8 protein-coding genes, 5 tRNA genes and 7 rRNA genes are annotated in these 21,344 nt (G+C 42.1%); 16 read left to right on the top strand and 4 right to left on the bottom strand.

The annotated features are described in order from the left end of the window. Positions 1-117: 117 nt before the first annotated feature. Entirely contained in the window at positions 118-252 is a 135-nt protein-coding gene (locus FHR29_RS26730) for a hypothetical protein (protein ID WP_259194733.1), read from the bottom strand. 1,213 nt (positions 253-1,465) lie between these two features. On the opposite strand from FHR29_RS26730, the gene FHR29_RS25675 reads away from it, so the two are divergent. The 6 genes from FHR29_RS25675 to FHR29_RS25650 all read left to right on the top strand — a co-directional run bounded on the left by FHR29_RS25675 (position 1,466) and on the right by FHR29_RS25650 (position 7,743). Beyond that, positions 1,466-2,995, top strand: a 16S ribosomal RNA gene (locus tag FHR29_RS25675). A gap of 190 nt (positions 2,996-3,185) precedes the next feature. Continuing rightward, positions 3,186-3,262: transfer RNA gene (locus tag FHR29_RS25670), tRNA-Ile, on the top strand. A 10-nt stretch (positions 3,263-3,272) separates the two neighbouring features. Then, positions 3,273-3,346, top strand: a tRNA-Ala gene (locus tag FHR29_RS25665). 223 nt (positions 3,347-3,569) lie between these two features. Further along, positions 3,570-6,457: ribosomal RNA gene (locus tag FHR29_RS25660) — 23S ribosomal RNA — on the top strand. Between the two features lie 93 nt (positions 6,458-6,550). Then, a 5S ribosomal RNA gene (gene rrf, locus FHR29_RS25655) occupies positions 6,551-6,662 on the top strand. The 16S, 23S and 5S rRNA genes sit together here with 2 tRNA genes alongside, the layout of an rRNA operon. A gap of 1,007 nt (positions 6,663-7,669) precedes the next feature. Next, a tRNA-Pro gene (locus tag FHR29_RS25650) sits at positions 7,670-7,743 on the top strand. Between the two features lie 41 nt (positions 7,744-7,784). Here FHR29_RS25650 and FHR29_RS25645 read toward each other — a convergent pair. Both FHR29_RS25645 and FHR29_RS25640 read right to left on the bottom strand, forming a co-directional pair. Then, positions 7,785-8,432: a bifunctional 4-hydroxy-2-oxoglutarate aldolase/2-dehydro-3-deoxy-phosphogluconate aldolase gene (locus FHR29_RS25645; protein ID WP_183918228.1), complete on the bottom strand. Its 648-nt coding sequence runs from the start codon at positions 8,430-8,432 to the stop codon at positions 7,785-7,787. A gap of 8 nt (positions 8,433-8,440) precedes the next feature. Beyond that, a complete protein-coding gene (locus FHR29_RS25640) occupies positions 8,441-9,430 on the bottom strand; it encodes a sugar kinase (RefSeq protein WP_132846212.1) in 990 nt (329 codons plus the stop codon). A 161-nt stretch (positions 9,431-9,591) separates the two neighbouring features. Here FHR29_RS25640 and FHR29_RS25635 point away from each other — a divergent pair, with 161 nt between their 5' ends. From FHR29_RS25635 to uxaC, 3 genes are read left to right on the top strand one after another with little or no spacing between them, the layout of a single operon-like run. After that, the gene (locus FHR29_RS25635) at positions 9,592-10,413 is read left to right on the top strand and encodes an SDR family oxidoreductase (RefSeq protein WP_132846213.1); all 822 of its coding nucleotides are present in this window, start codon (positions 9,592-9,594) and stop codon (positions 10,411-10,413) included. A 12-nt stretch (positions 10,414-10,425) separates the two neighbouring features. Continuing rightward, the gene (gene uxuA / locus FHR29_RS25630; protein WP_183918227.1) at positions 10,426-11,586 is read left to right on the top strand and encodes a mannonate dehydratase; all 1,161 of its coding nucleotides are present in this window, start codon (positions 10,426-10,428) and stop codon (positions 11,584-11,586) included. A 10-nt stretch (positions 11,587-11,596) separates the two neighbouring features. Next, positions 11,597-13,006 carry a glucuronate isomerase gene (gene uxaC / locus FHR29_RS25625; protein WP_132846217.1) on the top strand — a complete coding sequence of 470 codons (1,410 nt, stop codon included), beginning with the start codon at positions 11,597-11,599 and terminating at the stop codon, positions 13,004-13,006. A 22-nt stretch (positions 13,007-13,028) separates the two neighbouring features. On the opposite strand, the gene FHR29_RS25620 is transcribed toward uxaC, so the two are convergent. After that, positions 13,029-14,054: a LacI family DNA-binding transcriptional regulator gene (locus FHR29_RS25620; protein ID WP_021191083.1), complete on the bottom strand. Its 1,026-nt coding sequence runs from the start codon at positions 14,052-14,054 to the stop codon at positions 13,029-13,031. A gap of 625 nt (positions 14,055-14,679) precedes the next feature. On the opposite strand from FHR29_RS25620, the gene FHR29_RS25615 reads away from it, so the two are divergent. From FHR29_RS25615 to FHR29_RS25585, 7 genes are all read left to right on the top strand, one after another. Continuing rightward, positions 14,680-16,209 (top strand): 16S ribosomal RNA (locus FHR29_RS25615). 190 nt (positions 16,210-16,399) lie between these two features. Further along, positions 16,400-16,476: transfer RNA gene (locus tag FHR29_RS25610), tRNA-Ile, on the top strand. Positions 16,477-16,486: 10 nt separating this feature from the next. Further along, positions 16,487-16,560 (top strand) — tRNA-Ala (locus FHR29_RS25605). Between the two features lie 223 nt (positions 16,561-16,783). Continuing rightward, a 23S ribosomal RNA gene (locus FHR29_RS25600) occupies positions 16,784-19,671 on the top strand. Between the two features lie 93 nt (positions 19,672-19,764). Next, positions 19,765-19,876: ribosomal RNA gene (gene rrf / locus FHR29_RS25595) — 5S ribosomal RNA — on the top strand. Positions 19,877-19,956: 80 nt separating this feature from the next. Beyond that, a 5S ribosomal RNA gene (gene rrf / locus FHR29_RS25590) occupies positions 19,957-20,068 on the top strand. 214 nt (positions 20,069-20,282) lie between these two features. Further along, positions 20,283-21,341, top strand: coding sequence for an efflux RND transporter periplasmic adaptor subunit (locus FHR29_RS25585; RefSeq protein WP_183918225.1), 1,059 nt, complete (start codon positions 20,283-20,285; stop codon positions 21,339-21,341). The last annotated feature ends 3 nt before the right edge of the window (positions 21,342-21,344 follow it).

Below are 21,344 nucleotides of genomic sequence, written 5' to 3'. Positions count from 1 at the left end.
GTATAGGTTGATTGGTATTTAATATACTTTTTTATCGTTTTATGATCCTGATTTAAAAAATGATTTTCCGATCACTTAATCTAATGTTTCGTCTATTCCAGCAGTAAATATAGTTTTTTATTTTACATCACGATAATGCTTAGCGCTAGTTCTGATCAATTTGTCTACAGCATGGTAAGAATCAATATCTTCTTTTTTGGAAGTTTGGAGATACCGACTATTACATAATCTGACTTTTATAATATAGTTCATAGATTTTATTTTTAAAATCTATGAAAGAAAAAATTACGTATTCGATGCAAATTGATTTTCGATTAGCTGTTTGAGCGTGATTATAAAGCAGCTCTTTAAACCAATTGAATCTGGAGAAACCTACTATTATTGTTGTTAGCAGGGTAATACCATGTTATAAGCAACTGGGTACCTGGTTCGAATATAATAGAGGTATAACAGAGGGATAAGAGGGGGTTTATAGGGGGCTAGTAGAGGTAAAGCTCTATTAACCCCCTATAAAATCTCAGTAATCTCTCTATAAATCCCAGTTTAAGTAATAATCAGTTCCCTTTCAGTTCCCGAGCAGGTTATAATATGCCTTATTCCGGAGTATCTTTACGGGGATAGCTGGCTATTGCAAAACAGCAGCACTTCTCAGGATCCCTTTTGTAGTATATACTATATAGTATAAAGTAAAGATGTCGGCCCTGCGGAAAGCATGAGGAGACATGGATCACCTTATCAGTAATAGTAATAGTAATAGTAATAGTAATAGTAATAGTAATAGTAATAGTAATAGTAATAGTAATAGTGTCGATGATGCCGCTGTACTGAAAAAGATATAATTTCCATTTGGCTATTCCCTAAAAGCATACTGCATCCATGAAAGACGGTTCAGGACGAACAGTTCCCCCGCTACCCCTTTTTATAGTTTAAAGCCAGGATTGTCCGTTTCTCAGCCCCGAGAACAGGTCATAGGTAAATTTATCGGTCAGGTTATAAGCTGTTTACCGGTTCACGGCAAACTATTTCCGGAAAAGATTAGGAAGTGATTATAAAAAGTCGCTATCTTTGCACCACTCCGCAAGGGAGGAACGGCTGATCCGAAAGGATAGGCACTGAAAAAAGAAGGGTTTAATGAAGATTAAACGCAGAAACAGCAGGAAAACAAAAAAAATAAATTTTCACATTTATTTTGGAGAAACCAAAAAGATTTCTACCTTTGCAGTCCCAACGGAAACGAAGGGAAACAGAAACAAGATCGATACCGGCGCAATGCCGACATCATAAAAGCCGAAGCGAGATGCGGAAGCGACAGAAGTTCTTTAAAAATATAATCATGTAACGTAACGAGTAGTGTTGAGAAACGACGAAAGTTAAAAAAAATCAACCTGTTCAATTTTAGAATTAGAAATTAAAATACAAGACAATTCTATTTATTATAAATAGTCTTGATCTTACACTTCATTTTACAATGGAGAGTTTGATCCTGGCTCAGGATGAACGCTAGCGGCAGGCCTAATACATGCAAGTCGGACGGGATTCAGGGAGTAGCTTGCTACGAACTGATGAGAGTGGCGCACGGGTGCGTAACGCGTGAGCAACCTACCCATATCAGGGGGATAGCCTCTCGAAAGAGAGATTAACACCGCATAACATCATTTACCGGCATCGGTTTGTGATCAAATATTTATAGGATATGGATGGGCTCGCGTGACATTAGCTAGTTGGAGAGGTAACGGCTCACCAAGGCTACGATGTCTAGGGGCTCTGAGAGGAGAATCCCCCACACTGGTACTGAGACACGGACCAGACTCCTACGGGAGGCAGCAGTAAGGAATATTGGTCAATGGAGGCAACTCTGAACCAGCCATGCCGCGTGCAGGATGACTGCCCTATGGGTTGTAAACTGCTTTTGTCAGGGAATAAACCTTTCTACGTGTAGGAAGCTGAATGTACCTGAAGAATAAGGATCGGCTAACTCCGTGCCAGCAGCCGCGGTAATACGGAGGATCCAAGCGTTATCCGGATTTATTGGGTTTAAAGGGTGCGTAGGCGGTCCTATAAGTCAGTGGTGAAAGACGGCAGCTTAACTGTCGCAGTGCCTTTGATACTGTAGGACTTGAATCTATTTGAAGTGGGCGGAATAAGACAAGTAGCGGTGAAATGCATAGATATGTCTTAGAACTCCGATTGCGAAGGCAGCTCACTAAGTTAGTATTGACGCTGATGCACGAAAGCGTGGGGATCAAACAGGATTAGATACCCTGGTAGTCCACGCCCTAAACGATGATAACTCGATGTTTGCGATACACAGTAAGCGTCCAAGCGAAAGCGTTAAGTTATCCACCTGGGGAGTACGGTCGCAAGATTGAAACTCAAAGGAATTGACGGGGGCCCGCACAAGCGGAGGAGCATGTGGTTTAATTCGATGATACGCGAGGAACCTTACCCGGGCTTGAAAGTTAGTGAATGATCCAGAGACGGATCAGTCCTTCGGGACACGAAACTAGGTGCTGCATGGCTGTCGTCAGCTCGTGCCGTGAGGTGTTGGGTTAAGTCCCGCAACGAGCGCAACCCCTATGTTTAGTTGCCAGCACATTAAGGTGGGGACTCTAAACAGACTGCCAGCGTAAGCTGTGAGGAAGGTGGGGACGACGTCAAGTCATCATGGCCCTTACGTCCGGGGCTACACACGTGCTACAATGGACGGTACAGCGGGCAGCTACATAGCAATATGATGCTAATCTCTAAAAGCCGTTCACAGTTCGGATTGAGGTCTGCAACTCGACCTCATGAAGTTGGATTCGCTAGTAATCGCGTATCAGCAATGACGCGGTGAATACGTTCCCGGGCCTTGTACACACCGCCCGTCAAGCCATGAAAGTTGGGGGTACCTAAAGCATGTAACCGCAAGGAGCGTGTTAGGGTAAAACCGATAATTGGGGCTAAGTCGTAACAAGGTAGCCGTACCGGAAGGTGCGGCTGGAATACCTCCTTTCTAGAGCATTCGGAATTGAAGCTCGTTACGGATACACATGATTAAAAAAGTATTTAGTACAGCGTATTTAGTATTTAGATTATTTTCTATCTAACTACTGATATCTAAGTACTGATTACTATAAAAAAGCATTTGAAGAAATGTGCCCATCCCTGAAAATGGATGGTCCAGAGAGATAGAATGATAAGCTAGTCCCGTAGCTCAGTTGGTTAGAGCACTACACTGATAATGTAGGGGTCAGCAGTTCAAATCTGCTCGGGACTACCATAAATAATACGGGGAATTAGCTCAGCTGGCTAGAGCACCTGCCTTGCACGCAGGGGGTCATCGGTTCGACTCCGATATTCTCCACACGTATGCCCGGACACTAAGATATTGCGTTCACGATAAGGCTACAAAGAGTTCTTTGACATATTGAAAGAAAAAAAATTACAAGAGAAGACAACAGTAGAGACAATACTGTGATGTGCTTGATGTATTATGAAGACCCTCGGTCAAGGCCGAACGGATTAATGCGTAGCATCACGGTTATATATCAAAAAGCAACCCATAGTAGCAAAAGGGCTATGAGGTGAAGAAAGTAAATAAGGGCACACGGGGGATGCCTAGGCTCTCAGAGGCGATGAAGGACGTGATAAGCTGCGATAAGCTTCGGGGATTAGCAAATGTGAGTTTGATCCGAAGATTTCCGAATGGGGCAACCTAGCATACTGAAGGTATGTTGTAAAATACGCGAACGCGCTGAACTGAAACATCTAAGTAGGCGTAGGAGAAGAAAATAATAATGATTTCCCAAGTAGTGGCGAGCGAACGGGAAAGAGCCCAAACCAATAATGTTACGGCATTGTTGGGGTTGTAGGGCTGCGATGTGGCATTAGCAAACAGAAGTGGAATGGGATGGGAAGCCCAGCGATACACGGTGATAGCCCTGTACACGTATAGAATGCTAGCCTAGCAGTACCCTGAGTACCGCGGGGTCGGAGACGCCCTGTGGGAATCTGTCAGCACCATCTGATAAGGCTAAATACTCCTGAGAGACCGATAGTGAACTAGTACCGTGAGGGAAAGGTGAAAAGAACCTCGAACAGAGGAGTGAAAAGAACCTGAAACCGTGTGCTTACAAGCGGTCGGAGCTGGCAGGTCCAGTGACGGCGTGCCTTTTGCATAATGAGCCTACGAGTTACTCTTGTCTGGCAAGGTTAAGTGGTTCAGCCACGCAGCCGAAGCGAAAGCGAGTCTTAATAGGGCGCATAGTCAGATGAGGTAGACGCGAAACCTTGTGATCTACCCTTGGGCAGGTTGAAGTTGCAGTAACATGTAATGGAGGACCGAACCGATAAACGTTGAAAAGTTTCCGGATGACCTGAGGGTAGGGGTGAAAGGCTAATCAAACTGGGAAATAGCTCGTACTCCCCGAAATGTTTTTAGGAACAGCGTCGGCATGGAGTCTTATAGAGGTAGAGCTACCGATTGGGTGCGGGGGAGTCAAATCCTACCAAATCCAGACGAACTCCGAATGCTATAAGATATGGCCGGCAGTGAGGCTTTGGGTGCTAAGGTCCAAGGCCGAGAGGGAAAGAACCCAGACCATCAGCTAAGGTCCCTAAATATACGCTAAGTTGAACTAACGAGGTCCGACTGCACAGACAGCTAGGATGTTGGCTTGGAAGCAGCCATTCATTTAAAGAGTGCGTAACAGCTCACTAGTCGAGCGGTCGGGCGTGGATAATAAACGGGCATCAAGTGTATTACCGAAGCTATGGATTCATGCATTTTGTGCATGTCTGGTAGGGGAGCATTCTATTTACGGAGAAGCGGTCTGGTAATGGGCCGTGGAGTTGATAGAAAAGCAAATGTAGGCATAAGTAACGATAAGGCGGGTGAGAAACCCGCCCACCGAAAGACTAAGGTTTCCTGATCAACGCTAATCGGATCAGGGTTAGTCGGGGCCTAAGGCGCATCCGAAGGGAGTAAGCCGATGGACAACTGGTTAATATTCCAGTACTTTTTATAACTGCGATGTGGTGACGGAGTAGTGACACTGCCGCGAACTGACGGAATAGTTCGTTAAAAGGCGTAGGTATAGGGACGGTAGGCAAATCCGCCGACCCTGCTGAAACCCAATAGTACAGCAAAGCTTCGGCGGCGCTGATAGAGCAGGTAAACAGACTTCCAAGAAAACCCGCTAAGCTTCAGGTTATAAAAACCCGTACCGTAAACCGACACAGGTAGTCGAGGAGAGAATCCTAAGGTGCTCGAGTGAATCATGGCTAAGGAACTCGGCAAAATGGCCCTGTAACTTCGGGAGAAGGGGCGCTTCCTCCAGCGATGGAGAAGCCGCAGTGAAAAGGCCCAGGCGACTGTTTAACAAAAACATATGGCTTTGCAAAATCGAAAGATGAAGTATAAGGCCTGACACCTGCCCGGTGCTGGAAGGTTAAGAGGGGATGTCATCGCAAGAGAAGCATTGAATCGAAGCCCCAGTAAACGGCGGCCGTAACTATAACGGTCCTAAGGTAGCGAAATTCCTTGTCGGGTAAGTTCCGACCTGCACGAATGGTGTAACGATCTGGGCGCTGTCTCAGCCATGAGCTCGGTGAAATTGTGGTATCGGTGAAGACGCCGATTACCCGCAACGGGACGGAAAGACCCCATGCACCTTCACTATAGCTTAACATTGAAATTGGGTACAGGATGTGTAGGATAGGCGGGAGATGTTGAAGTGGCTTCGCCAGGAGTCATGGAATCAACCTTGAAATACCGCCCTTTCTGTATTCGGTTTCTAACTCGATCATGTCGAGGACATTGTTTGGTGGGTAGTTTGACTGGGGTGGTCGCCTCCAAAAAGGTAACGGAGGCTTTCAAAGGTAAGCTCAGTACGCTTGGTAACCGTACGAGGAGTGCAATGGCATAAGCTTGCTTGACTGTGAGACCAACAAGTCGAACAGGGTCGAAAGACGGACATAGTGATCCGGTGGTTCTGTATGGAAGGGCCATCGCTCAAAGGATAAAAGGTACGCTGGGGATAACAGGCTGATCTCCCCCAAGAGCTCATATCGACGGGGAGGTTTGGCACCTCGATGTCGGCTCGTCACATCCTGGGGCTGGAGAAGGTCCCAAGGGTTGGGCTGTTCGCCCATTAAAGTGGCACGCGAGCTGGGTTCAGAACGTCGCGAGACAGTTCGGTCCCTATCTGTTGTGGGCGTTGGAAGTTTGAGTGGATCTGTCCTTAGTACGAGAGGACCGGGATGGACTGACCGCTGGTAAACCAGTTATGCCGCCAGGTGTACGGCTGGGTAGCTACGTCGGGAATAGATAAGCGCTGAAAGCATCTAAGTGCGAAACTAGCCACGAGATGAGACTTCCTTATAGGGCCGTAGTAGACTACTACGTTGATAGGTTGCAGGTGTAAAGGTAGAAATACCATAGCTGAGCAATACTAATCACCCGAAGCTTTCTCAAGCAACGCAAACACTGTTGTCTTCCTCTTTTAGTTTTTCTTTCAATTGTCTATAGATAATGCTTTTTATAGAGCATATATCACATAAAAACATTTTAGGTGCCTATATCGGCGGTGTCTACCTCTTCCCATTCCGAACAGAGAAGTCAAGCCCGCCAGAGCCGATGGTATTGCCGTAACAGGTGGGAGAGTAGGTCGGTGCCTTTTTTTATACAGAAGCCTTTGCTATACAGCAGAGGCTTTTTTGTGTTTATACCTTTTTTATGCTGAGAGCATAGCTATTCCTGTTCTTTCGGTAACTTCTGCAGACCCGTCATGCTCATCATTTAACCTATTCAGCTTCTACATCTTCTTCCTATCGGACAAACATACTTTCACTATATCTTCCGATCTCTAATTTTTGACACTTTTAAACAGTTAAAGTACTTTTATGTTTTTCTCTAAATAATCGGATTATTTCATTGGTCTAACTTGCTTCTTTAAGAACTCATTAATTAGAGGTGTAATCTTGAATATTTCAATAAATAAAAATTTAGTAAATGATTGTTCATTTCTAAACAACATATAAAATGTTAATTGTAAGGCACTTGCTGTCCTTCTAAGAATTTATTGCCTTTAGAATTTAAGCTACTCATGTAGTTGTGTCTGTTGAAAATGGATTTACAAGCCTGAAAATTGATCGAAATTCAACCTAGATTTTAAAATTAATTAGCTCAAATATATGGTTGCTACTTATTGTATAATTCAGAAATCAGGCTATTATAGATCAGTAGGATTTCTGAATGAGTGCAAATCGGCGAGGTATACAATTAGTTTTAACACTAGAGATAGCACATCTATTCAGGATAAATGGGAACAAGTGAACGTAAATCTCTTTTCAACTAATCAAAAATATTGATATTTATTACATAGTTTAAAGGTTTATACTTACTCTTTTTTGTTTTTTTTTGAAATCAATTTAAGCATTTGTAATAGCGAATGGACTGATAAAAGCTATTCTTTAGAGAAGAAACATGTTCTAAGAAATTATCGATTTAGACCATGGAGAGGCAGATTATCTTATAAATCATCTTAAATATGAGATTGTTTTTCGGTTGATTGAAATTTATTTATCAGCTAATCAGTCTTTTATTGTGCAAAGTGAAAAATAAATTTGACATTACTAATATTCGCTGTATATTTGCATCACAATAAAACAAAAGGTGATACCTTTTCGGGGTGTAGCGTAGCCCGGTATCGCGCCACATTTGGGATGTGGAGGTCGTAGGTTCGAATCCTGCCACCCCGACAAAAAAAGCTCTAACGAAAGTTAGAGCTTTTTTTATTTCTCTATTTTAAGCTTTCAATATACTGAAAAGCTTTTTGTAATCTATTTTCAATATAATTATTTTCTTCTGATTCTGTCGGGCCATTAAATAATTTTGATCCCATACCTACTGCTGATACTCCAGCTTGGAACCACGCTAACAGATTTTCTTCATCTAATGATACACCACCTGTAGGCATAAATTTCAATGATTGAAATAGAGGCTTGATGCCTTTCAAAAAATTTGCTCCTAAGGCATCACCGGGGAAAAGTTTTACTAATGGTGCACCTAATTCTTCAGCAACTGAAATTTCAGTGGGAGTCATGCAACCCGGTATCCAAAGTATATTATTTTTTAAGGTCACATCTGCAATTTCTGCTTTCACAATAGGACTAACAATAAATTCTGCTCCTATATTTATGAAATCTAGAGCTTGTTGCTTCGTTTTAATGGTTCCAATTCCTAGCTTTAAATCTTTGAAATTTTCATCGCGGTATTTAAGCAGAGCCTTAAAGTTGTTATGCGCTTCAGGACCTCTATTAACAAATTCGAAAACGCGAACTCCACCATTATAACATGATGTTAAAATGGCAATACATTGGTCAATATCGTCGTGATAGTAAACGGGGATAATGGGAGAACTTTCAATCTTGGATAGGATAGTATGCATGTTGATTATTATAAATTAATGAAATCACCTTTGTTAAATAGTTTTTTGAATCCGAGTTGGGTTGCAGTGTCTATAATGTCTTGAGCAGACTTACCTTGATAAATAGCAGCAATTAAACCGCCCATAAAGGCGTCTCCGCTACCAATACGATCAATTAAGTCATTTGTCTCTAAAATAGTACTTATTTTATTTTCTGCAGGGCTATGATATGTTCCGTAAAATAGATTATGTTTAGGGTTATCCATAAATCTAAACGTATTAGCGATGTGTTTGCATTTGGGATATTTTTCAAATATTTCTTGGGCAACTAAACTGGAATAGTCGAAATATTCGCTGGAAGAAGTAGTTCGGACCAACTGCTCATGAATAGCAGTTCCAAGCATTTTGTGTTCAGCCCAAATATTTCCCATAATAACATCGCAATATGAAACTAATGTAGGCATAATATCTAGTGGCTGTTTTCCATATTGCCATAACCTGCTTCTATAATTGAGGTCGACAGATATGGTGATTTTCTTTTCGTGCGCTATTTTTAATGCTGTTAGCATGAGCTGTGCTAATTCCTCGTTTAATGCAGGTGTTAAGGCTGTCCAATGAAACCATGAACAGTCGGTAAATAGTTCATCCCAATCAATATCTTCCGTTTTAAGGGTGGAAAATGACGAGTACTTACGATCGTATATTACCTCTCCGCTTGTTAAACCATTTGCCGATTGCAAAATGTAAGAACCTAAGCGTTCGCCACCAAATATAAACTTGGAGGTATCGACGTTTTTGTGATTGAGTGTGTTTAAAATCTCCTTGGTCAAAGAGTGATCGGGAGCGACAGACACGTAAGTCGTCGGTATTGATAGCGAGGCAAGAGCCACAGCAACGTTCGCTTCTGATCCTCCTGGATAGGCATAGACTACCGATTGGTCATCATTAAAAAAATATTCATCTTTTGCTTGTAATCTATAAAGAATCTCTCCGAAGCAAAGGACCGTGTTTTTATCCATAAGTTATTAGTTTACTTTTCGAAAGTAGTATAAATAATTGTATTTCTGTATTGATTGTGTCTATAATTTCGAAAACGTTTGAGTAAATAAAGTTATAAGGATGTTTCTTTAGGAATTAATTATTTCATAAAATTGGTAACTTTAAATCTAACAATTATAAAATGGGGATATTGGATAAATTTTCATTGAACAATCACGTTGTTGTGGTTACCGGTGCAACTGGAGTTCTAGGAAAATCTTTTGTAGATGCTTTGGCTGAAGCTGGTGCAAAGGTTGCAGTACTGGGTAGAAATAGAGAAAAACTCCAAGAAAGAGTCCAGGCTATTGAGGCGAAAGGTGCTGAGGCATTAGCAATACAAGTAGATGTTTTGAACGAAGAGGACGTGATACGGGCTAGGGATGAAATAATAGCGAAATGGGGTACGATTGACGGTTTGGTCAATGCTGCTGGCGGTAATATTGCTGGAGCAACAATAAAGCCTGAACAAAATCTTTTTGACCATGATATAAGAGATACGCTGAAAGCAATTGAGCTTAATTTAAATGGAACAATTATTCCGACACATATTTTTGGACGTGTAATAGCTGAATCTGGTAAGGGTTCTATTGTTAATATTTCCTCACTTGCGGCAAGTAGACCATTAACTAGAGTTTTGGGGTATACGGTTGCAAAACACGGTGTAGATGGCTACACGAAATGGATGTCTGTTGAATTAGCTTTACGATACGGTGATAAGGTACGTGTCAATGCAATTGCACCAGGGGTATTTTTAACAGAGCAAAATCGAAACCTACTGATAAACCCCGATGGTACATATTCCGACCGAGCGCAGAAATTTATTAATGCGATGCCTTATCAACGTTTAGGAGAGCCAGATGAACTGAAAGGAACTTTAGTCTACTTATTAAGTGATGCTTCTGCTTTGGTTACTGGTGAAACGATTTTTGTTGATGGCGGGTTTAACGCATGGTGTGGGGTTTAATAAATTTAAGGTATGAAGAAACTTGAACAAACTTGGAGATGGTATGGGCCTAATGATCCCGTTTCCTTGGATGATATAAAACAAGCTGGTGCGACAGGTATTGTAACGGCATTGCACCATATTGCCCATGGCGATGTTTGGCCTGTCGAAGATATTTTAGAGCTTAAAAGAATTATTGAAGATAGTGGATTAGTCTGGTCGGTCGTAGAGAGTCTTCCAGTGCATGAGGCGATAAAAACAGGAAGCAATGATGCCACATATTATATTAAAAACTATGTGATGTCTTTGGAGAATTTAGCGAAATGTGGAATTCAGATCATTACTTATAATTTCATGCCTGTTTTAGATTGGACCAGAACACAATTAGATCTGTTGATGAAAGATGGTTCAAAAGCTTTATATTTTGATTGGATTGACCTTGCCGTATTTGATATTCATATACTAAAGCGAATAGATGCAGTCAAGGATTATACAACAGTGATATTGGAAGGAGTTGAAAAAAAATTTTCTTCTTATTCACAGCAAGATCTTAATGCGTTAGAACAAGTTGTTTTGATGGGAATCCCTGGAGAAAATGATATTACACTACAGGATCTGAATAACAGCATTGCTGTGTATGGTCAGCTTGGTCGAACGGGATTATTAAATAATTTGCTTCATTTCCTGTCATCGATAAGTGACGTTTGTGAAAGGGAGGGGATTAAAATGACTATACATCCCGATGATCCGCCATATCCAATTTTAGGTCTTCCACGTATTGTGAGCAATCAATCTGATCTGGTAGCAATACTTGAAGGTGTTAATAAGCCGTTTAATGGCATTTGCTTTTGCACAGGTTCCCTTGGTGCTAGTCAGTCAAATGATGTTGCATCCATTTTGGATGTTGTTAAAGAAAGAGTTTACTTTTCGCATCTGAGAAATGTAAAGAAAGACACTTTAGGAAGTTTCTTTGAAGCTGATCATTTAGATGGTGATGTAAATATGTATGCTGTGATGAAAATTTTGATCACTGAAAATCAAAATCGAATCAGACCTATTCCCTTTAGACCTGACCATGGTCATCAAATGTTGGATGATCTAAATAAGAAGACGAATCCTGGATATTCTGCAATTGGTCGTTTGAGAGGGCTCGCAGAACTCAGGGGATTAGAATATGGAATTTTAGGTCAATAAACAAAAAAGAATGTCAGATTTTATCAATCATAATTTTATACTGCAATCGGATATTGCACAACAGCTATATCATAATTATGCAAAAGATCTTCCTATTATAGATTACCATAATCATCTTCCCCCTGATCAGATTAGCAATAATCATCAGTTTGACAATCTTGCTCAAATTTGGCTCTCTGGTGACCATTACAAATGGCGTGCTATGCGAACTTTGGGAGTTGAAGAGAAATATATTACAGGAGAAGCTTCTGATTTTGAAAAATTTCAAAAATGGTCGGAGATTGTGCCTCAAACATTGAGAAATCCGCTGTATCATTGGACACATATGGAGCTTAAGAATCCATTTGGAATTAGCAAATTGCTCAACACTCAAAGTTCACATGCTATTTATGAACAAACAAGGGAACAATTGAAGGAACCGAGTTTTAGTACTCAGGGACTTTTGAACCATTTTAAGGTTGAGATGGTGGGAACAACTGATGATCCAATTGATAGTCTGGAATTTCATAAGGCTTTAAGTTTAAATACTGAATTTAACACAAAAGTACTTCCGACGTTTCGCCCAGATAAGGTTTTTCAATTATCGAAAGGAGATGTATTTAGAGCTTATGTGCAAAAACTATCCGATGTGAGCGGAATAAAAATACACCACTTGGATTCTTTATTAGAAGCACTTGATGAACGAATTAATTATTTTGACTCTTTGGGTTGTGTGGCTTCAGATCATGGGTTGAAATATCTGCCTAAAAAAGGGGCATTTAATTTAGCGGAAGTGAATTCTACTTTTATCCGCGTGATCAATGGAGATGATACCGGAGCTTTGGAAGTGGAAGATAGCTTTGTTTTTTATGTTTTAAGTGAATTATGCTCAAAGTACCATGCAAAAAATTGGGCGCAGCAATTTCATTTAGGCCCGTTGCGTGATACAAATAAAGGGAAGCTCGCAATTTTGGGTGCTGATACGGGATATGATTCTATTGGGGACTACCCTCAAGCTGATCGTATGGCAGATTTTTTTAATTATCTCGATACAAAGGATCAATTGGCCAAAACAATCATATATAATGTTAATCCTGCTGATAATGCTGTTTTTGGTTCAATGATCGGTAATTTTCAGGGCGGAAATATGAAGGGAAAAATTCAATTTGGTTCAGGATGGTGGTATCAGGATCAGTTGGATGGTATGACAGAACAGATAAATGCACTTTCTAATTATGGTTTGATCAGTTGTTTTATTGGGATGTTAACCGATTCGAGAAGCTTCTTGTCTTATTCTCGACACGAATATTTTAGAAGATTGCTTGCTAATATTTTTGCAGAAGATATCATCAAGGGTTACCTTCCGCATGATGTCGATATGATTGGAAAGGTTATCGCGGATATTTGTTATCACAATGCGGTTGCCTACTTTAAAAAGTAAAAAAGCTAACTGAGGTGCAAAATCAAGTCAAAAGACTTGATTTTCTTATTTCCAGGGTAGTTTCTAGTTCGATTGTTTCAAAATCGTTATGTGATGGACGCTTAATAAGATAAATGAGTTTTTTCATTGCAGTATGTCCGATTTCACTTGCAGGCTGTTTGATTCTGCTCAATGCAGGGTTGAGTGACGTTGGAATAGAAATATTAGAAAAGCCAATAACAGCAATTTCTTCCGGAACCTTAATTCCGAGTTCTGCTAGAATTCCGAGTGTTCTTGTGGTGATGACATCGGTGGCTCCAAAAATTGCATTTAGCTTATGTTCTGTGTTTAGTGTTTTTTGTATGGCGCTTTTGATTTGTTTATCAAGTATTGCGGTATCTTGAATATTACACTCAATAAAGTAATAGGGCTTTAGTGGAATTTCAAATTCTCTTAAAGCTTCTTTATATCCGTTTAACCTGTCTTTGGAAACACCTAATTGGTGTCCTGTAATATGAAGGATATTTGTACGTCCTTGTTCGAGAAGGTGTTTGGTAGCTTTATAAGCCCCGTCGAAATTGTTGGCACCCACTTTATCTGTTTTTAATTGATTGACTGTTCTATCAAAAATAACGATGGGTTTTCCGTTTTCTTGTAATTCTTTCAATAAACTCAGATTCGATGATTCGCTGACTGGTGAAATCAAAAGTCCGTCGATACCTCTCGAGTTTAAAACTTCAATACAGGATTTCTCAACCTGTATATCTTCTCTGCTCTGCATAATGATGATATCAAAGCCTGTTTCTATAGATGCTTTTTGAATTCCGTCTAGTATTTCTGCTATAAATGTATTATTAATCGCACATACAATGACACCGATAGTATTTGTTTTCCCGATTTTAAGACTTTGTGCCACTTTATTAACGCTAAAATTCATTTTTGTAGCGTAGTCCTGAACAACCTTTTTGGTCTTCTCACTAATTTCATAACTATCTGATAAAGCTTTGGAAACTGTTGAGATTGATATATTCAATGCTTTAGAGATATCTTTTAAGGTAGTTTTAGCCATTTTGATTACTAATTTTGGTTATTGTAGATGTATAAAGATATTTATAAATATGATATATCACTAAACAATCTACATAATCGACAATCGATTTTGAGCAGAGATTATACATTTTCTATTAATTATATGTTTAACCATAAATTTATCGGTCAGGTTATAAGCCTTTTACCGGTTCACGGCAAACTATTTCCGGAAAAGATTAGGAAGTGATTATAAAAAGTCGCTATCTTTGCACCACTCCGCAAGGGAGGAACGGCTGATCCGAAAGGGGAGGCACTGAAAAAAGAAGGGTTTAATTCAGGTTAAACGCAGAAACAGCAGGAAAACAAAAAAATAAATTTTCACATTTATTTTGGAGAAACCAAAAAGATTTCTACCTTTGCAGTCCCAACGGAAACGAAGGGAAACAGAAACAAGATCGATACCGGCGCAATGCCGACATCATAAAAGCCGAAGCGAGATGCGGAAGCGACAGAAGTTCTTTAAAAATATAATCATGTAACGTAACGAGTAGTGTTGAGAAACGACGAAAGTTAAAAAAAATCAACCTGTTCAATTTTAGAATTAGAAATTAAAATACAAGACAATTCTATTTATTATAAATAGTCTTGATCTTACACTTCATTTTACAATGGAGAGTTTGATCCTGGCTCAGGATGAACGCTAGCGGCAGGCCTAATACATGCAAGTCGGACGGGATTCAGGGAGTAGCTTGCTACGAACTGATGAGAGTGGCGCACGGGTGCGTAACGCGTGAGCAACCTACCCATATCAGGGGGATAGCCTCTCGAAAGAGAGATTAACACCGCATAACATCATTTACCGGCATCGGTTTGTGATCAAATATTTATAGGATATGGATGGGCTCGCGTGACATTAGCTAGTTGGAGAGGTAACGGCTCACCAAGGCTACGATGTCTAGGGGCTCTGAGAGGAGAATCCCCCACACTGGTACTGAGACACGGACCAGACTCCTACGGGAGGCAGCAGTAAGGAATATTGGTCAATGGAGGCAACTCTGAACCAGCCATGCCGCGTGCAGGATGACTGCCCTATGGGTTGTAAACTGCTTTTGTCAGGGAATAAACCTTTCTACGTGTAGGAAGCTGAATGTACCTGAAGAATAAGGATCGGCTAACTCCGTGCCAGCAGCCGCGGTAATACGGAGGATCCAAGCGTTATCCGGATTTATTGGGTTTAAAGGGTGCGTAGGCGGTCCTATAAGTCAGTGGTGAAAGACGGCAGCTTAACTGTCGCAGTGCCTTTGATACTGTAGGACTTGAATCTATTTGAAGTGGGCGGAATAAGACAAGTAGCGGTGAAATGCATAGATATGTCTTAGAACTCCGATTGCGAAGGCAGCTCACTAAGTTAGTATTGACGCTGATGCACGAAAGCGTGGGGATCAAACAGGATTAGATACCCTGGTAGTCCACGCCCTAAACGATGATAACTCGATGTTTGCGATACACAGTAAGCGTCCAAGCGAAAGCGTTAAGTTATCCACCTGGGGAGTACGGTCGCAAGATTGAAACTCAAAGGAATTGACGGGGGCCCGCACAAGCGGAGGAGCATGTGGTTTAATTCGATGATACGCGAGGAACCTTACCCGGGCTTGAAAGTTAGTGAATGATCCAGAGACGGATCAGTCCTTCGGGACACGAAACTAGGTGCTGCATGGCTGTCGTCAGCTCGTGCCGTGAGGTGTTGGGTTAAGTCCCGCAACGAGCGCAACCCCTATGTTTAGTTGCCAGCACATTAAGGTGGGGACTCTAAACAGACTGCCAGCGTAAGCTGTGAGGAAGGTGGGGACGACGTCAAGTCATCATGGCCCTTACGTCCGGGGCTACACACGTGCTACAATGGACGGTACAGCGGGCAGCTACATAGCAATATGATGCTAATCTCTAAAAGCCGTTCACAGTTCGGATTGAGGTCTGCAACTCGACCTCATGAAGTTGGATTCGCTAGTAATCGCGTATCAGCAATGACGCGGTGAATACGTTCCCGGGCCTTGTACACACCGCCCGTCAAGCCATGAAAGTTGGGGGTACCTAAAGCATGTAACCGCAAGGAGCGTGTTAGGGTAAAACCGATAATTGGGGCTAAGTCGTAACAAGGTAGCCGTACCGGAAGGTGCGGCTGGAATACCTCCTTTCTAGAGCATTCGGAATTGAAGCTCGTTACGGATACACATGATTAAAAAAGTATTTAGTACAGCGTATTTAGTATTTAGATTATTTTCTATCTAACTACTGATATCTAAGTACTGATTACTATAAAAAAGCATTTGAAGAAATGTGCCCATCCCTGAAAATGGATGGTCCAGAGAGATAGAATGATAAGCTAGTCCCGTAGCTCAGTTGGTTAGAGCACTACACTGATAATGTAGGGGTCAGCAGTTCAAATCTGCTCGGGACTACCATAAATAATACGGGGAATTAGCTCAGCTGGCTAGAGCACCTGCCTTGCACGCAGGGGGTCATCGGTTCGACTCCGATATTCTCCACACGTATGCCCGGACGCTAAGATATTGTGTTCACGATAAGGCTACAAAGAGTTCTTTGACATATTGAAAGAAAAAAAATTACAAGAGAAGACAACAGTAGAGACAATACTGTGATGTGCTTGATGTATTATGAAGACCCTCGGTCAAGGCCGAACGGATTAATGCGTAGCATCACGGTTATATATCAAAAAGCAACCCATAGTAGCAAAAGGGCTATGAGGTGAAGAAAGTAAATAAGGGCACACGGGGGATGCCTAGGCTCTCAGAGGCGATGAAGGACGTGATAAGCTGCGATAAGCTTCGGGGATTAGCAAATGTGAGTTTGATCCGAAGATTTCCGAATGGGGCAACCTAGCATACTGAAGGTATGTTGTAAAATACGCGAACGCGCTGAACTGAAACATCTAAGTAGGCGTAGGAGAAGAAAATAATAATGATTTCCCAAGTAGTGGCGAGCGAACGGGAAAGAGCCCAAACCAATAATGTTACGGCATTGTTGGGGTTGTAGGGCTGCGATGTGGCATTAGCAAACAGAAGTGGAATGGGATGGGAAGCCCAGCGATACACGGTGATAGCCCTGTACACGTATAGAATGCTAGCCTAGCAGTACCCTGAGTACCGCGGGGTCGGAGACGCCCTGTGGGAATCTGTCAGCACCATCTGATAAGGCTAAATACTCCTGAGAGACCGATAGTGAACTAGTACCGTGAGGGAAAGGTGAAAAGAACCTCGAACAGAGGAGTGAAAAGAACCTGAAACCGTGTGCTTACAAGCGGTCGGAGCTGGCAGGTCCAGTGACGGCGTGCCTTTTGCATAATGAGCCTACGAGTTACTCTTGTCTGGCAAGGTTAAGTGGTTCAGCCACGCAGCCGAAGCGAAAGCGAGTCTTAATAGGGCGCATAGTCAGATGAGGTAGACGCGAAACCTTGTGATCTACCCTTGGGCAGGTTGAAGTTGCAGTAACATGTAATGGAGGACCGAACCGATAAACGTTGAAAAGTTTCCGGATGACCTGAGGGTAGGGGTGAAAGGCTAATCAAACTGGGAAATAGCTCGTACTCCCCGAAATGTTTTTAGGAACAGCGTCGGCATGGAGTCTTATAGAGGTAGAGCTACCGATTGGGTGCGGGGGAGTCAAATCCTACCAAATCCAGACGAACTCCGAATGCTATAAGATATGGCCGGCAGTGAGGCTTTGGGTGCTAAGGTCCAAGGCCGAGAGGGAAAGAACCCAGACCATCAGCTAAGGTCCCTAAATATACGCTAAGTTGAACTAACGAGGTCCGACTGCACAGACAGCTAGGATGTTGGCTTGGAAGCAGCCATTCATTTAAAGAGTGCGTAACAGCTCACTAGTCGAGCGGTCGGGCGTGGATAATAAACGGGCATCAAGTGTATTACCGAAGCTATGGATTCATGCATTTTGTGCATGTCTGGTAGGGGAGCATTCTATTTACGGAGAAGCGGTCTGGTAATGGGCCGTGGAGTTGATAGAAAAGCAAATGTAGGCATAAGTAACGATAAGGCGGGTGAGAAACCCGCCCACCGAAAGACTAAGGTTTCCTGATCAACGCTAATCGGATCAGGGTTAGTCGGGGCCTAAGGCGCATCCGAAGGGAGTAAGCCGATGGACAACTGGTTAATATTCCAGTACTTTTTATAACTGCGATGTGGTGACGGAGTAGTGACACTGCCGCGAACTGACGGAATAGTTCGTTAAAAGGCGTAGGTATAGGGACGGTAGGCAAATCCGCCGACCCTGCTGAAACCCAATAGTACAGCAAAGCTTCGGCGGCGCTGATAGAGCAGGTAAACAGACTTCCAAGAAAACCCGCTAAGCTTCAGGTTATAAAAACCCGTACCGTAAACCGACACAGGTAGTCGAGGAGAGAATCCTAAGGTGCTCGAGTGAATCATGGCTAAGGAACTCGGCAAAATGGCCCTGTAACTTCGGGAGAAGGGGCGCTTCCTCCAGCGATGGAGAAGCCGCAGTGAAAAGGCCCAGGCGACTGTTTAACAAAAACATATGGCTTTGCAAAATCGAAAGATGAAGTATAAGGCCTGACACCTGCCCGGTGCTGGAAGGTTAAGAGGGGATGTCATCGCAAGAGAAGCATTGAATCGAAGCCCCAGTAAACGGCGGCCGTAACTATAACGGTCCTAAGGTAGCGAAATTCCTTGTCGGGTAAGTTCCGACCTGCACGAATGGTGTAACGATCTGGGCGCTGTCTCAGCCATGAGCTCGGTGAAATTGTGGTATCGGTGAAGACGCCGATTACCCGCAACGGGACGGAAAGACCCCATGCACCTTCACTATAGCTTAACATTGAAATTGGGTACAGGATGTGTAGGATAGGCGGGAGATGTTGAAGTGGCTTCGCCAGGAGTCATGGAATCAACCTTGAAATACCGCCCTTTCTGTATTCGGTTTCTAACTCGATCATGTCGAGGACATTGTTTGGTGGGTAGTTTGACTGGGGTGGTCGCCTCCAAAAAGGTAACGGAGGCTTTCAAAGGTAAGCTCAGTACGCTTGGTAACCGTACGAGGAGTGCAATGGCATAAGCTTGCTTGACTGTGAGACCAACAAGTCGAACAGGGTCGAAAGACGGACATAGTGATCCGGTGGTTCTGTATGGAAGGGCCATCGCTCAAAGGATAAAAGGTACGCTGGGGATAACAGGCTGATCTCCCCCAAGAGCTCATATCGACGGGGAGGTTTGGCACCTCGATGTCGGCTCGTCACATCCTGGGGCTGGAGAAGGTCCCAAGGGTTGGGCTGTTCGCCCATTAAAGTGGCACGCGAGCTGGGTTCAGAACGTCGCGAGACAGTTCGGTCCCTATCTGTTGTGGGCGTTGGAAGTTTGAGTGGATCTGTCCTTAGTACGAGAGGACCGGGATGGACTGACCGCTGGTAAACCAGTTATGCCGCCAGGTGTACGGCTGGGTAGCTACGTCGGGAATAGATAAGCGCTGAAAGCATCTAAGTGCGAAACTAGCCACGAGATGAGACTTCCTTATAGGGCCGTAGTAGACTACTACGTTGATAGGTTGCAGGTGTAAAGGTAGAAATACCATAGCTGAGCAATACTAATCACCCGAAGCTTTCTCAAGCAACGCAAACACTGTTGTCTTCCTCTTTTAGTTTTTCTTTCAATTGTCTATAGATAATGCTTTTTATAGAGCATATATCACATAAAAACATTTTAGGTGCCTATATCGGCGGTGTCTACCTCTTCCCATTCCGAACAGAGAAGTCAAGCCCGCCAGAGCCGATGGTATTGCCGTAACAGGTGGGAGAGTAGGTCGGTGCCTTTTTTTATACAGAATAGCCTTTTAACAAGGCTATTTTGCTTTAATCTGATTTGTTTACATCAACATTGTTGATTCAAAATATTTTAGGTGTCTATATCGGCGGTGTCTACCTCTTCCCATTCCGAACAGAGAAGTCAAGCCCGCCAGAGCCGATGGTATTGCCGTAACAGGTGGGAGAGTAGGTCGATGCCTTTTTTTATACAAAGCCTCTAGAATTATATTCTAGAGGCTTTTTGCTGTATAATGCTTTTTTATAGATCTGTAATTGTACAATTGGAATTTATAATGGTATTATTTATTCTGTTATTATCATAACAATATTACGAAGTTCTACTTATTTAGTCGTTAAATTTTTATAAACTTGAATATTGAAATGTATTTTACGCATTTCTATATGCTATACTGGATTATGAAAATTAAATATATTGTCATTGCGCTAATAATTCTTGTATTTGGATACTTGATCTGGCAAAGAATAACGACAAATAAAGAGAAGAATGAAGTTCCGACAGCCGGAAAAGGAAAAGCGGGTACCATGTCTGTATATGGTGCTGTTATTTTTGCTGAATCGTTCGCTGATAACCTTAATCTGACAGGGACGATTGAGCCAGATGAACAAGTAGAGATTCGTTCTGAGGTTTCTGGATTAATAGATCAATTAAATTTTTCTGAAGGAAGTCGCGTAAACAAAGGTGCTATACTGGTGAAAATCGTTGCCTCAGATTTATTAGCACAATTAGAGCAAGCTAAAACAAGAACGCAATTGACTTCGGAAAATGAACGAAGAGCAAAACTGCTACTGGAGAAAGAGGCGATTAGTCAAGAGGAGTATGATATTGCAAGTGCTGATTATAGAACGGCGAAATCGCAAATCGCATATATAGAAGCACAATTATCTAAAACATACATACGGGCACCATTTTCTGGAATAATTGGTTTGCGATCTGTATCTAAAGGCGCATATATCACTCCTACTACCCCTATTGCCAAACTCGTAAAGTCAGATCGGGTTAAATTATCATTTGCGATCCCAGAAAAGTATGTAAGCAGAGTGTCGGTGGGTAAAAAGATTTCATTTACAATTCCTGAATCTAAGGAGGTTTTTGCAGCAGAAATTTTTGCTATTGATCCTGCTGTTGATTTGACAACTCGAACTTTACTAATAAAAGCTCGTGCTGATAATTCAAATAATAAATTTGTTCCTGGTGTCTTTGTGAATGTGATCTTACCACTGGAGAGCATTGATGATGCTTTAATGGTTCCTTCCGAAGCACTAATTCCTATACAGAATGGAAAGAAAGTATTTGTTGTAAAAGAGGGGAAAGCAAGAGAGGTGATTGTAGAAACAGGAGGAAGAACTAAGGATAAGGTGAATGTATTGTCTGGTTTAATGAACGGTGATACTGTTTTGACTACAGGAGTAATGTCGCTGAAGAATGATGTTAAAGTGAAGGTTACATTACGTTAATCG

The sequence above is a fragment of the Sphingobacterium sp. JUb56 genome (genome assembly GCF_014191365.1).
GTDB lineage: Bacteria > Bacteroidota > Bacteroidia > Sphingobacteriales > Sphingobacteriaceae > Sphingobacterium > Sphingobacterium anhuiense.
Note: the sequence above shows the minus strand (reverse complement) of the source record. Positions and strands in the feature narration are given on the sequence as shown.

Excerpts from the sequence above, each read along its gene's own strand:
- FHR29_RS26730 (WP_259194733.1), bottom strand. The coding sequence starts at position 252 with ATGAACTATATTATAAAAGTCAGATTATGTAATAGTCGGTATCTCCAA.
- FHR29_RS25640 (WP_132846212.1), bottom strand. The coding sequence starts at position 9,430 with ATGGATAAAAACACGGTCCTTTGCTTCGGAGAGATTCTTTATAGATTA.
- uxuA (WP_183918227.1), top strand. The coding sequence starts at position 10,426 with ATGAAGAAACTTGAACAAACTTGGAGATGGTATGGGCCTAATGATCCC.
- FHR29_RS25585 (WP_183918225.1), top strand. The coding sequence starts at position 20,283 with ATGAAAATTAAATATATTGTCATTGCGCTAATAATTCTTGTATTTGGA.
- FHR29_RS25645 (WP_183918228.1), bottom strand. The coding sequence starts at position 8,432 with ATGCATACTATCCTATCCAAGATTGAAAGTTCTCCCATTATCCCCGTT.
- uxaC (WP_132846217.1), top strand. The coding sequence starts at position 11,597 with ATGTCAGATTTTATCAATCATAATTTTATACTGCAATCGGATATTGCA.
- FHR29_RS25635 (WP_132846213.1), top strand. The coding sequence starts at position 9,592 with ATGGGGATATTGGATAAATTTTCATTGAACAATCACGTTGTTGTGGTT.
- FHR29_RS25620 (WP_021191083.1), bottom strand. The coding sequence starts at position 14,054 with ATGGCTAAAACTACCTTAAAAGATATCTCTAAAGCATTGAATATATCA.